Source organism: Anaerococcus hydrogenalis (assembly GCF_002871895.1).
Lineage (GTDB): Bacteria > Bacillota > Clostridia > Tissierellales > Peptoniphilaceae > Anaerococcus > Anaerococcus hydrogenalis.
Window position 1 is genome coordinate 112192 of the sequence record NZ_PNHP01000005.1, and the last position, 12162, is coordinate 124353.

Sequence of the window (12162 nt, forward strand, 5' to 3'; positions counted from 1 at the left end):
ATTATTCCTCCAATTTTTCCATATCGAATATTTGCTTTCCTAAACAAAATCTTCTTATATATTAATACCCCTAAAAGCGCTTTCCTTTTCAATTAATTTTGCTTCTAAAACAATATTTGTTTCTGCCTTTTCATCATTTAAAATCTTTAGAAGATTATCTATAGAAAAATCAACCTGGTCGGAAATTCTCTGATCTATGGAAGTTATGGCTTGGTTGGTAAAGTCTCTTGCATGGATATTGTCAAAACCTATAATGCCAAGGTCTTCAGGGATTTTTATTCCTTCATTTGCCATAAGTTTATAGGCATTTACAGCAAGACTTTATAGATCTAATAGCTTGATATAGATACACAATAAAAAAGATGATGAGCATAATAGATTTACCTATTCTGCAACATCACCTTTATTTTTTTTCCTTATGAATACCCAAAAATAAATAATCAAAAAATCCTAGTTTTATTTGGTAAAAAATTAAAGTCAAGAAGAAAACTATAAGGCCTGTGGCCACTTCCTTTATTGGAGAGTTAAAGTTTAGGATATTTTCTAAGATTATATTTATGAAGGGATATAAGTATATGAGCCCGTTTAGAAAATATTTTTCAAAATTTATTTCATAGACATTTGACTTTAAGATTAAATATATTATTAAAATTAGGGATATGTGAAAGCCTATAAAGATTTTGTACTTGTCTATTACTAAGACTTCTAGGAAAAATAAGAGGATTATTATTATATATAAATACTTATTTATTTTTTTGGCAGGATATATCCTTGCAAAGGAGAAGTATATAAAGATATAGAAGAAATAATCCTTGTATTTTCTAAGGTTTTCTAGGTATTTTGTGTTAAATATTATTAGAAATATTCCTAAAGAAATAAGGGCAAGTCCTATGCTAAAATATGAGCCAAATATTTTTGTGGATAGTCTTTCTAAAAAATAAAGGGCAAATATGTATAGGATAAGGCTGTAATTTGTCTTAAAAATTCCTATTACTTGGGTTTTTATTATTTTTAAGTTGTAAATATCTACTTTATTTAATAAAATAAGTATGAGGCTAAGTGTAAAAAGGGGTATAAAAAAAGTCAAGACTTTTTTATCCTTTTGGTTTGAAAATATTACTGCAAAGTATGCAAATATATAGACAAAATACATAGGCAAAAACGTTATTTTATTTGTAAATAAGGGTAAATATATTGTAATTAGGGTAAAAATAATTGCTATAAGGTCTGCTATTATTAGTTTTTGTTTTTTCATAGTATCACCACTTTGATTATATAATAATATCAGCCTAAAAGAAAATTATTTAGGGGAAATTATGCCAAAAAAGAAAAGAAGTGAGGCTTTTGCCGAAAAAAGCCAAAGAAATAGATCACAAAGATCCGACAGGATATCTAGAAATAAAAAAAGAGAATTAAGAAGAAAAAAATACAGGCGTAGAAGAATTATAAGCCTTGTTGTCTTTGTTCTTATTCTCTTATCTCCTTTATTTATCTATCAAAAATTTATTAATACTCCTCAAAGATCAATCAATAAGGCAGTTGAGGCCATCAAAGATTTGGATTATGATAAGCAAAATAAGTATTTTGATAAGATTGTTAAGGTGGAGGATGTATTAAAACAGTCATATTCTACAAACAAAAAGGAGCAGGAAGAATTTTTAAAGGCTAATTTTAAAAATTTGCATGTCCTTGTTAAGGATAAAAAGAAAACCAAGGATGGGCTAGAGGTTGACGTTGAAGTTAGCAATGTTTGTTACATAGATGTCTTTGATAATTTGAAAAAAGATAGGCTCCACGAGACTTTTATCAAAGAATTATCCGATGAAAAACAAGAGGAAAAAACTGTTAGGGCAAAACTTCTTCTTGATAAGAAATTTTCCTATTATAAAATTTATGAATCCCGAGATTTTGTGGATGGAATTTTGGGAGGAGCATTAAAATATTCTGAAGATGAAAAATGAGGCTGTAAAATCAGCCTCATTTTTTGTAAAACACATTTTTTATTATTTTTTAATATCCTGGTTTACCAAGTAATTTAAACATTTGAGTCTTGTATTCTTCAACTCCTGGTTGGTTAAATGGATTGATACCTAACATATATCCACTAACACCAACAACTATTTCAAAGAAATAGAATAATTCACCCAAACTTTCGCTAGATACATCATCAATTGTCAATAAAATATTTGGAACTTGACCCTTAACATGGGCAATAATTGTTCCCTCCATTGCTTTTTCATTAACAAAACTCATGTCACGTCCAGCTAGGTAATTTAAACCATCAAGATTATCAGCATCTTCTTTGATAGTCAAATCTTTGTCAGCTTTTTGAACCTTAATTACAGTTTCAAATAAATTTCTTTCACCATCTTGGATCATTTGTCCAACAGAGTGAAGGTCAGTTGTATTATTTACAGAAACTGGGAAAAGTCCTTTTCCATCTTTTCCTTCACTTTCAGCAAATAATTGTTTCCACCATTCAGACACATATTTTAATTTTGGTTCATAATTTACCAAAACTTCAAGAGCCTTGCCGTCTTCGTATAACATATTTCTGATAGCTGCATATTGGATAGCCTTGTTCTCTTCAAAAGAATCTACAGTATAATTTTCAATTCCTTTTCTAAATCCAGCTACAAACTTATCGATATCAATTCCAGCTGCACATAAAGGTAAAAGACCAACTGCAGAAATTACAGAAAATCTTCCCCCAATATCATCAGGAACAACAAAAGTTTCATAGCCTTCCTTATCAGCCAAATCTTTTAAAGCACCCTTTTGTCTATCAGTTGTAACAAATATTCTTTCCTTAGCTTCTTCTTTTCCATATTTTTCTTCTAAAAGTTCCTTAACAAACCTAAAGGCAATAGCAGGTTCAGTTGTAGTACCTGACTTAGAAATAACATTAATAGAAAATTCTTTTTCCTTTAGATAATCAAGAAGCTCATACAAATATTCCCCAGAAATTTGATGACCTGCATAAATTAATTCAGTCTTATCAGATTTTGAAAAATATCCCTTCATAGCATAGTCAACTGCCTTTGTACCAAGGTAAGAACCACCGATTCCTATTGTTACTAAACAATCGGAATTTGCTTGGATTTTCTTGCTAGCTTTTTTAATTCTTTCATATTCTTCCATATCTAGGTTATTAGCCCTATCAATCCATCCTAAAAAGTCATTACCTTCTCCTTCTTTGTTCATCAAAGTAGAAAAAGCCTTTAAACTTTTTTCTTTATAGGAATCTAGATTTGATAAGTCAACATTATTAAAATCAATTTTCATTACAAATCCTCCTTTTGTTAAATTATACCCATTATTAGAAAATATGAAAAATTTATTTTGATAAATTAATAGAATAAAAAAATTTTACGATAAAAAAATATCCTTATATAAAATAAGGCACAGACTGTTGACAAAGTATACAAATCCTCATGCTAAGAATATCATACGAAAAAAATTGATTTGATTTCAAATTTGAAAATTTAGAAATCAACAATTTTTGGAGTTAGACATTCGTGCTTGAGGATTTGTATACGTTCTGATTCTTATATTAAAATAAGGAAAACCTTGGTAAAAAAATTTCAAATAATAAAATAAATAATAATATAAATAAAATATTCTATAAGAATTTTTAAAATTAAATGATTAAAAAACAAAAAAGACTAAGATTTTGTTTAAATATCAATGTTTATAAAAATATTTCCTCAAATAAACTGATAATGATAATAAAAATCACTATTTAGAATGATTAAAACTTTAGAATCATTCTTGACAAATAAAAAATATAGGTTATAGTAATAATTGTAAAGACGAAACGGTTACACATAATTATTAATAGAAAGGACATACATATGCCAGAATTAAAAGGTACAAAGACAGCTAGCAACTTAATCACTGCATTCGCAGGAGAATCTCAAGCAACAATGAGATATACAATAGCTGCAAAAATTGCTAAAAAAGAAGGATACGTTCAAATTCAACAAATTTTTGAAGAAACAGCAAGAAACGAACAAGTTCACGCTAAACAATTCTACAAATATTTAAAAGAAGAATTTAAACTTGATACAATCGAATTAAATCCTGATTACACAGCATTCCCAGTTGTTTTCCACGATACATTAACAAACCTTGAAGGTGCAATCGGTGGAGAAAATGAAGAAGCTGAAGATATGTATCCATCATTTGCAAAAGTTGCAAAAGAAGAAGGATTTGATGAAATAGCTAGAAGCTTTGAAAATATTGCAAAAGTAGAAGCAGGCCATAGAGATAGATATCAAAAACTTCACGATAATATCGAAAACGGAACAGTATTCGAAAAAGAAGAAGCAGTTATCTGGAAATGTTGGAATTGTGGATTCTTATATGAAGGCAAAAAAGCACCAAAAATTTGCCCAGCTTGTAAACACCCACAAGACTTCTTCGAAGTTGCAAACTTTAACTATTAATAAGTAGAATATAGAAACGAATTATAAAAAAAATAAAAATTAGAATCTTTCAAAAAATTTCCTGCCTAAGGCAGGATTTTTTTTATCCAAAATTTTATTTATTCCCATATTTTCTCTAATGTGCTAGAATATTTGTAAGAAAATAAAGGAGATTTTTATGAAAGCAATTTTGACAATTATTGGAAACGACAAACCAGGCATAGTTTATAGGGTAAGCGAACTACTTTATAAATTTAATATTAATATTTTAGATTTTAACCAAACAATTATGGAGAAAAATTTTGTTGGTATAATGAATGTTGATATGACAAATGCAAATGAATCTTTTGAAAAAATAAAAGATGAGATGACAAAGCTTGGTAAGGAAATTGGCCTTGAACTAAGACTTCAAAATGAAGATCTTTTTGATAAGATGGCAAGGATTTAGTATGGATACAAAACAAATTATTGAAACTATAAAAATGCTCGACCAAGAACACCTTGATATTAGGACCATAACCATGGGAATTTCACTTCTTGATTGTGCTGATAGTGATTATAAAAAATCTTGCCAAAAAATTTACGATAAAATGATGAAAGAAACTGAAAATTTCATCAAAACTACAAGGCTTGTCCAAGAAATATACGGTGTTCCTATAATTAATAACAGGATTTCAGTAACACCAATCTCACTTGTAGCGGCAAGCTCAAAAATTGACGATTACACCCCTTATGCTGAAGTTTTAGATAAGGTTGCAAAAGAAGTTGGAGTTGACTTTATTGGGGGATTTTCTGCCCTTGTCCATAAGTCTATGACAAAATCTGATAAAATTTTGATAAATTCTATTCCTCACGCCCTATCTTCTACTGACTATGTTTGCTCATCTGTAAATGTTGGTTCAACAAGAACTGGAATAAACCTTGATGCTGTAAAACTTTTGGGAGAAAAAATAAAAGACCTGGCAGAACTAACCAAGGACCAAGACTCACTTGGTTGTGCAAAATTTGTAGCCTTTGCAAATGCAGTTGAAGACAATCCCTTTATGGCAGGATCTTTTCTTGGAGTAGGAGAAGGAGATACGGTTATAAATGTTGGAGTATCAGGTCCTGGAGTTGTAAAAGCTGCCATTGAAAAAGATAAGGGAAAGCCAATTAACGAAGTTTATGAAACAATCAAAAAAACAGCCTTCAAAATTACTAGGATGGGTGATTTGATAGGCCGTGATGTTGCAAAAAGACTTGGAAAAGAATTTGGAATCCTAGACCTATCCCTTGCCCCAACACCTGCAATTGGCGATAGTGTTGGTAGAATTTTGGAAGAAATTGGAATTGACCATGTGGGAGGTCATGGCACAACAGCAGCCCTTGCCATGTTAAATGATGCAGTTAAAAAAGGTGGCCTTATGGCATCATCATCGGTTGGAGGACTTTCTGGAGCATTTATTCCTGTAAGTGAAGATGAGGCAATGATAAAGGCAGCAGAAGCTGGACATTTAACTTTTGATAAATTAGAAGCCATGACTTCAGTTTGCTCAGTTGGACTTGATATGATAGCAATTCCTGGAGATACACCAGCCTCAATAATTTCTGCCATGATTTTAGATGAAGCAGCAATTGGAGTAATAAACCAAAAAACAACAGCCGTAAGGGTAATTCCTGTAATTGGAAAGAAAAAGGGAGAATTTGCAGAATTTGGTGGACTTTTGGGCTATGCACCAATAATGGATATAAGAGACTCTAGTGCAGAAAAATTTGTAAATAGGGGAGGCAGAATCCCTGCTCCTGTTCATTCATTTAAAAATTAAAATCTTTTAAAAAAATAAAATTCTAGTAAAATACTATTATTAAGGACTGGATAATTTATCTAGGACCAGATTAGTAAAGTAAAGAAAAAGGAGTAAAAATGAAAGTAATAATTTCAGATTCATACGAAGAATTATCAAAAAAGGCAGCTGACCTTTTTATAAGCATTTTACAAGAAAAGCCCCAATCAAAACTAGGACTTGCAACAGGATCATCACCAGTAGGCCTTTATAAAAATCTAATAAAAGCACAAAAAGAAGGAGAAATTTCCTTTCATTGGGCAAAAACAATAAACTTAGATGAATATGTAGGAATTGATCCACAAAACGAACAATCTTACCAATATTTCATGAACGATAATTTATTTGACCATGTAAACATAAAAAAAGAAAATACTCACCTACCAAAAGCTGATAGAAACGATGAAAAATATACAGAAGAATATAATAAATTATTAGATGAATTTGGTACAAGGGACCTTCAAGTTTTGGGACTTGGACCAAATGGTCACGTTGCTTTCAACGAACCTGGAGAGTTTTTAAACAAAAGAACATCAATAATAGAATTAACAGACCAAACAATCGAAGCTAATTCAAGATTTTTTGATTCAAAAGAAGATGTTCCAAAATACGCAATATCAATGGGAATGGCAGATGCTTTCAATGCAAAAACACTAATAGTAATAGCAAATGGGAAAAATAAAAAAGAAGTCGTAAAAAAATTACTAAAAACAGATAAAATTTCCACAGACTTCCCAGCGTCCCTTCTATTACTCCACCCAAATTGCTACCTCTTTGTAGACAAAGAAGCAATAGAAGACTAAAAAAAGATGATGCAATCTTGCATCATCTTTTTTAAATTTCAAAATTACAAGGCCATATCATCAATAAAATCCATAGACCTTCTAATTTTAGACAATTCTCTTGCAAACATCATATACATAATCTTGCTAGCATTATTAAAATTATTCTTCAAGGCCCTGTCCCTATTAAGAGAAGAAAGAGTCATACCATTTTTAAGAATTATCTCACAATTACGAATATCCTCAACAAAATAACAATTCACAAAACCTCGTCTTAGATCATCATTATCAGTTTGCCTAATCTTAAAAGGAAAAAAGACATTAAAACTATCAATACAATAGGGTAAATTCCTAGAAACCTTCAAAATTTCCTTCATATTTTTGTGCATAAGCTTGATAGAAACAGACCTTTTACTTGCCATGTGCTTTAAAAAAAGACAAGGAGTGCTCCTATCAACAAAAACTCTCTTTTCAGTATAAACTTCACACCCAATCCCAACTCCCTTAATCTCGGCTGGAAGGATGGCAACAATCTTGTCCATAAATCCTCCTTTCTTTAAAGAAGAAAGACTTCTCTAGACGTTAAGTGTACAACAAAAAGTTTAATTAGTCAATAAAAGACTAGAACAAATCATTATCAATAAAATATTTCCTAAGTTTTCTAACAATATTATAATGATAATTAGTAATAGACTTAGTAGAAAGGTTCAAAAGCCTTGCAATCTCCTTGTGGGGCAAATTCTTATCATATTTCAAATACAAAATTTCCCTCTCTTGCTTTTTCAAAGTCTTAATAGCCTTAAAAAGCTCCTCGATTTCCAAATCCTTAAAAAAATCATCCTCAATAGAATTATCATCATCAATTTTTTCAATAAGCTCGACCCCGTTTTTATCAAGATTATTCAAAGAATCAACCCTTTCCTTCTTACATTCATTCAAAAAATAAAAATAAAGTCTGTACTTTAAATATCCACCAAACTTTCCCTTATCAGGATCAAAATCCCTAACAATTTCAAAAACCATATCCCTTGCCATAATATAGGCCTCATTCCTATCAAAAACAGGAAAACGCCCACTCATAGAAAGTAAAAGTGGCTCATATTTTTCAATAATCGCATCCAAATTTTCCAAACATATCTTCATAAAAATTTCCTAACTGCGATCGCTTAAATTTGTCGACACCTAAATTCTAGTAAAAATTTTAAAAAAAGTTTAATTGGATAAAGGCAAATAAAATAAAAAAAATTAGCCTAAAAGACCTTTACAAAAAGAAAAAGTAAAATAAAAGAAATTTATCATAAAAATATTTTTTAAAATAAAAACAAAAAAATAACCTTTAGAATTAAAACCCAGAAAAACCATAACCCATCTCGAGCCCAGTCGAGAGATCTCATAGATTAAATATTGCGAATACTAAAATCAATTGCTTAAATTATTCAAAAAAATAGAAAAATACACACAAAAAAACCGGGGCCAAACCCCGGTTTCTTCTTATCTTCTTATCCTAAATTAAAATCATCTCTAGAAATATTTTCCATATAAGCCTTATTCAAACCTGTAACCTTCTCATCTTTAGTTTGCAAGACCTTGGAATCTACCATAGCTTGCATTTGAGATTTTACAATTTGGTCATTTAAATCAGCCTTTGGATGATTTATACTTACCATCTTTCCTTTTCCCTTACTATCTTTGAAAGATAGTTTTAATATTTTTGTATTCATTTTTGCTCCTTTCTAAGCCTAGATTCTTTCTTCTGTGACTTTTTCAACTATGTGATTTTCAACTTCACTTAGGGCTACAAAGGCCTTGGCGAAATTTGATAAATCTTCATTTGTAAGCTTATCATCAAGATTTGTAAATGTTCTTGAAAATTTTCTAAGCTTCTCACCATCGTTTACTTCATATCTAATTCTAAGTTTCATATTATCGCTCCTTTCATATATAGATAAAGAAAAATGACAAAATGTCCCTAAATTTTCTTTGATTTTTTAAAAAAACCTTTATTAATAATCTTTTTTAGTGTAAGATTAATTCGAGTAAGAAAATTTAAAAACGGTGATACAATGAAAAATAAAAAGAAAAAATCAAAAATATCTAATATTTTGTGGAGACTTATATTTTTAATTGGAATTCTTGTCCTACTTTATCCAATCATCTCAAGATTTTATTATAGGATAGATTCTAATAACCAAGTCGAAGTCTTCAATCAAGGAAAAAATAAACTAGACAAAGAAGAAATTCAAAGAAGAATGGGCCTTGCCAAAGCCTACAATGATTCCTTATCGGGAGGGCCAACCAATGATCCTTTTACCGAAAAAAGATATAAGGAAGGTAGGAAAGAATATGCGAGGATGCTTGAAGTTGAGGAAATGATAGGTCATATAGAAATTCCAAAAATAAACCAAGACCTACCAATTTATGCCGGAACTAGCGAAGATGTTTTGCAAAAAGGCGTGGGCCATTTGGAAGGAACTTCTCTTCCAATAGGGGGCAACAATACCCACACAGTTCTCACAGCCCACAGGGGACTTCCAGAAAAAACTTTATTTACAAATTTAAACGAACTTGAAGTCGGCGATAAATTTTATATCCATAATATAGAAAAAACTTTAGCCTACCAAGTTGACCAAATAAAGGTAATTGAGCCAAGCAATTTTGATGATTTAATGATTGCTCCAGGCCATGATTATGCGACCCTTCTAACCTGTACACCTTTTATGATAAATTCTCATAGGCTTTTAGTAAGGGGTCACAGGGTAGAATATGTAGAAAGTGTAGATGAAGAATTGATTAAAGAAAACAAAACAAATTGGATATTTAGAATATTATTCTTCCTAGCCTTAATAATTATAATCATATTATTGCTAAGAATTAGAAAACTAAGAAAAGAAAACAAAAAAACATCAAGCAAAATTGATCAAATCAAAGAAAAACTAGATAAACTAGGTGAAAATGATGAGAAGAAAGACTAATATAAAGAAAAATCTTCCCTTCATAATCATATTTTTGATAGGATTTTTGATTTTTTCTTACCCCTTTATAAGCCAAAAATATTACCAAATAAAGGCCAACGATGAGATTGTTGTCTTTAATAAGGCAAAAGATGAAATCGACAAGAAAGAATTGGAAAGAAGGATGGAACTTGCAAGGATTTATAACCAAACTCTTGACCCATCAAAACTTGTAGACCCATATGATAAAAAGGTAAAAGATGCTAAGGCAGAATATGCAAAAATGCTAGAAGTCCACGAAATGTTGGGCCATATAGAAATACCAAAAATTGCAGTAGACCTTCCTATTTATGCAGGAACTAGCGATGATGTTTTGGAAAAAGGGGCAGGCCACTTGGAAGGAACCTCCCTTCCAATCGGTGGATCTTCAACCCACACGGTAATAACAGCCCACAGGGGACTTCCAAATGCTCTTTTATTTAGAAACCTAAACCAAATGGTTGAGGGGGATATATTTTATATCCACAACATAAAAGAAACCTTAGCCTATAAGGTCGATAAAATCCAAGTAGTAGAACCATCAAACTTTGAGCCCATTTTGGTAGTAGAAAAAAAGGATTACGCGACCCTTTTAACCTGTACTCCCTATATGATAAACTCCCACCGACTTTTGGTAAGAGGATATAGGATACCCTACACCCAAGCCATAGACGATGGATCAGCAAATACACCAAGACTAAAACCAAACTTTTTCCAATTATTTTTAGTATTGTTGCCAATATTATTATTTACAATAATGGTATATTTAAGAGAAAAAAGAAATGCCAAAAAGATGAATATGGAGGTACTAGAAATTGAACAAAAACTCAGCGAAAAAGAAAAGTAAAATAATAGGTTACATCCTGATATTACTAGGACTTTTAACCCTAGCCTTTCCATTTTCAAGAAGAATATACTCAAACATAGAAAACAAAAGCCAAATAGAAAAAGTGATCAAGGCCCAAAAAGAAGACAAACAATTCGACCAAATAGAAAAAAAGGCCCAAGAATATAATGAAATTGTAAAAAATTCAGACATATCAATGGTTGACCCCTTTACAAGTAAAAATCTTGGCTCAGTAAATATCCTAGAAAACCAAGATGATATATTTGCATACTTGCAAATACCAAAATTGGATAAAAATATTCCTATATATTTAAATGCCTCTTATAATCATTTAGCTTGGGGACTTGGACAAGTATCAGGAACATCTGTACCAATTGGAGGTGAATCTACCAGAAGTGTTCTAGCTGGACATAGGGGATGGTGGGGCGATACTATGCTCTTATATGCTGATGACTTGGTAAAAGGAGATATGATATATGTAAAAAGATCTGATAAAGTTTTAAAATATTCAGTTTGTTCAAAAGAAGTAATTGGACCTTATGATTGGGAAAAATTAAAAGTTATAGAAGGTGAAGATATTATAACTTTATTAACTTGTCACCCATTCATATGGCCAAGGCCTAACAGATTATTAATAAATGCCAAAAGAGTAGAAGACAAAAATGAAGATCCAAAAGATCAAATTCAAAAAACTGAGATAAGTAAAAAAGTAAAGCGAACCAACTACGCCTATATAGGATTTTTACTAATAGATTTAATCTTAATAATCCTTGTAATAAAAAACTTAATAAAGACAATAAGAAAATAAAAATAATCCCACCTTAAAGCAAAATAATTTGCCAAAGGTGGGATTTTTTTACCTACCTAATAATAAATATAAACGATTCTCTAACAAAAAAACCAAGACACCTCATCTCGAGCTTGTCGAGAGATCTCATGCACAAATTATGTCAAACAATAAACTACAATCATTGACTTACAAAATAAATAAAAAATCAAAAAAATTTATATCCAACCATCTTATAAAATCTTTATAAAATATTGAAAAAATTTTAGCAATATAAATTAAAATAAAAAATATGTAAAAAATATGTTGACACAAAAATTTTTAAGTTATATAATTAAATAAACTTAGAATGAAAACAATATCTAAAAAAATATTAGTTCTCAAACCTTATATTTTTTACCCAATCACTTTATCAAAGTACAATAAAAAAATATAAGGTTAGAAAAATTAATTTTATATCCCGTAAGTATAAAAATCAAGAAGAAAGTGCAAGCGATTAGTCATCA

15 protein-coding genes are annotated in these 12162 nt (G+C 30.3%); 8 read left to right on the forward strand and 7 right to left on the reverse strand.

All coding sequences use genetic code 11. From position 1 onward, the window contains the following. Positions 1–54: 54 nt before the first annotated feature. A complete protein-coding gene (locus tag CJ192_RS07665) occupies positions 55–294 on the reverse strand; it encodes a substrate-binding domain-containing protein (protein WP_004817585.1) in 240 nt (79 codons plus the stop codon). A 109-nt stretch (positions 295–403) separates the two neighbouring features. Beyond that, positions 404–1255, reverse strand: a complete 852-nt coding sequence (locus CJ192_RS07670) for a hypothetical protein (RefSeq protein ID WP_102198362.1) — start codon at positions 1253–1255, stop codon at positions 404–406. A 61-nt stretch (positions 1256–1316) separates the two neighbouring features. Between CJ192_RS07670 and CJ192_RS07675 the strand changes: the two genes are divergently transcribed. Then, entirely contained in the window at positions 1317–1961 is a 645-nt protein-coding gene (locus CJ192_RS07675) for a hypothetical protein (protein ID WP_102198363.1), read from the forward strand. A gap of 49 nt (positions 1962–2010) precedes the next feature. Here CJ192_RS07675 and CJ192_RS07680 read toward each other — a convergent pair whose 3' ends face one another. Further along, positions 2011–3285 (reverse strand): glucose-6-phosphate isomerase, encoded by a 1275-nt coding sequence (locus CJ192_RS07680; protein WP_102198364.1) that lies wholly within the window; start codon positions 3283–3285, stop codon positions 2011–2013. A gap of 569 nt (positions 3286–3854) precedes the next feature. Between CJ192_RS07680 and rbr the strand changes: the two genes are divergently transcribed. The 4 genes from rbr (at position 3855) to nagB (ending at position 7053) form a co-directional block, all read left to right on the forward strand. Further along, positions 3855–4448 carry a rubrerythrin gene (rbr, locus tag CJ192_RS07685; RefSeq protein ID WP_004813891.1) on the forward strand — a complete coding sequence of 198 codons (594 nt, stop codon included), beginning with the start codon at positions 3855–3857 and terminating at the stop codon, positions 4446–4448. Between the two features lie 157 nt (positions 4449–4605). After that, positions 4606–4875, forward strand: coding sequence for an ACT domain-containing protein (locus CJ192_RS07690; RefSeq protein WP_102198365.1), 270 nt, complete (start codon positions 4606–4608; stop codon positions 4873–4875). A gap of 1 nt (position 4876) precedes the next feature. After that, positions 4877–6232 carry a PFL family protein gene (locus tag CJ192_RS07695; protein ID WP_102198366.1) on the forward strand — a complete coding sequence of 452 codons (1356 nt, stop codon included), beginning with the start codon at positions 4877–4879 and terminating at the stop codon, positions 6230–6232. Between the two features lie 98 nt (positions 6233–6330). Then, a complete protein-coding gene (gene nagB / locus CJ192_RS07700; protein ID WP_102198367.1) occupies positions 6331–7053 on the forward strand; it encodes a glucosamine-6-phosphate deaminase in 723 nt (240 codons plus the stop codon). 44 nt (positions 7054–7097) lie between these two features. Here nagB and CJ192_RS07705 read toward each other — a convergent pair whose 3' ends face one another. The 4 genes from CJ192_RS07705 to CJ192_RS07720 form a co-directional block, all read right to left on the reverse strand. After that, a complete protein-coding gene (locus CJ192_RS07705) occupies positions 7098–7574 on the reverse strand; it encodes a hypothetical protein (protein WP_102198368.1) in 477 nt (158 codons plus the stop codon). A 79-nt stretch (positions 7575–7653) separates the two neighbouring features. After that, on the reverse strand, positions 7654–8175 hold the full coding sequence (locus tag CJ192_RS07710) for a sigma-70 family RNA polymerase sigma factor (protein ID WP_102198369.1): 522 nt from the start codon (positions 8173–8175) through the stop codon (positions 7654–7656). A gap of 356 nt (positions 8176–8531) precedes the next feature. Continuing rightward, positions 8532–8753: a DUF2922 domain-containing protein gene (locus CJ192_RS07715; RefSeq protein ID WP_004812576.1), complete on the reverse strand. Its 222-nt coding sequence runs from the start codon at positions 8751–8753 to the stop codon at positions 8532–8534. 18 nt (positions 8754–8771) lie between these two features. Next, the gene (locus tag CJ192_RS07720) at positions 8772–8954 is read right to left on the reverse strand and encodes a DUF1659 domain-containing protein (protein ID WP_004812579.1); all 183 of its coding nucleotides are present in this window, start codon (positions 8952–8954) and stop codon (positions 8772–8774) included. A gap of 141 nt (positions 8955–9095) precedes the next feature. On the opposite strand from CJ192_RS07720, the gene CJ192_RS07725 reads away from it, so the two are divergent. Genes CJ192_RS07725 through CJ192_RS07735 form a run of 3 tightly spaced genes read left to right on the forward strand, consistent with a single transcriptional unit; the run spans position 9096 to position 11677 of the window. Further along, on the forward strand, positions 9096–10004 hold the full coding sequence (locus CJ192_RS07725; RefSeq protein ID WP_004817589.1) for a class C sortase: 909 nt from the start codon (positions 9096–9098) through the stop codon (positions 10002–10004). After that, the gene (locus tag CJ192_RS07730; protein ID WP_102198370.1) at positions 9988–10869 is read left to right on the forward strand and encodes a class C sortase; all 882 of its coding nucleotides are present in this window, start codon (positions 9988–9990) and stop codon (positions 10867–10869) included. The genes CJ192_RS07725 and CJ192_RS07730 overlap by 17 nt, the downstream gene beginning before the upstream one ends. Beyond that, positions 10838–11677: a class C sortase gene (locus tag CJ192_RS07735; protein WP_102198371.1), complete on the forward strand. Its 840-nt coding sequence runs from the start codon at positions 10838–10840 to the stop codon at positions 11675–11677. The genes CJ192_RS07730 and CJ192_RS07735 overlap by 32 nt, the downstream gene beginning before the upstream one ends. Positions 11678–12162: the final 485 nt, after the last annotated feature.

Coding starts and splice junctions, on each gene's coding strand:
- CJ192_RS07690 (WP_102198365.1), top strand. CDS start 4,606: ATGAAAGCAATTTTGACAATTATTGGAAACGACAAACCAGGCATAGTT.
- rbr (WP_004813891.1), top strand. CDS start 3,855: ATGCCAGAATTAAAAGGTACAAAGACAGCTAGCAACTTAATCACTGCA.
- CJ192_RS07730 (WP_102198370.1), top strand. CDS start 9,988: ATGAGAAGAAAGACTAATATAAAGAAAAATCTTCCCTTCATAATCATA.
- CJ192_RS07670 (WP_102198362.1), bottom strand. CDS start 1,255: ATGAAAAAACAAAAACTAATAATAGCAGACCTTATAGCAATTATTTTT.
- CJ192_RS07705 (WP_102198368.1), bottom strand. CDS start 7,574: ATGGACAAGATTGTTGCCATCCTTCCAGCCGAGATTAAGGGAGTTGGG.
- CJ192_RS07680 (WP_102198364.1), bottom strand. CDS start 3,285: ATGAAAATTGATTTTAATAATGTTGACTTATCAAATCTAGATTCCTAT.
- CJ192_RS07675 (WP_102198363.1), top strand. CDS start 1,317: ATGCCAAAAAAGAAAAGAAGTGAGGCTTTTGCCGAAAAAAGCCAAAGA.
- CJ192_RS07715 (WP_004812576.1), bottom strand. CDS start 8,753: ATGAATACAAAAATATTAAAACTATCTTTCAAAGATAGTAAGGGAAAA.
- nagB (WP_102198367.1), top strand. CDS start 6,331: ATGAAAGTAATAATTTCAGATTCATACGAAGAATTATCAAAAAAGGCA.
- CJ192_RS07695 (WP_102198366.1), top strand. CDS start 4,877: ATGGATACAAAACAAATTATTGAAACTATAAAAATGCTCGACCAAGAA.
- CJ192_RS07725 (WP_004817589.1), top strand. CDS start 9,096: ATGAAAAATAAAAAGAAAAAATCAAAAATATCTAATATTTTGTGGAGA.
- CJ192_RS07665 (WP_004817585.1), bottom strand. CDS start 294: ATGGCAAATGAAGGAATAAAAATCCCTGAAGACCTTGGCATTATAGGT.
- CJ192_RS07720 (WP_004812579.1), bottom strand. CDS start 8,954: ATGAAACTTAGAATTAGATATGAAGTAAACGATGGTGAGAAGCTTAGA.
- CJ192_RS07710 (WP_102198369.1), bottom strand. CDS start 8,175: ATGAAGATATGTTTGGAAAATTTGGATGCGATTATTGAAAAATATGAG.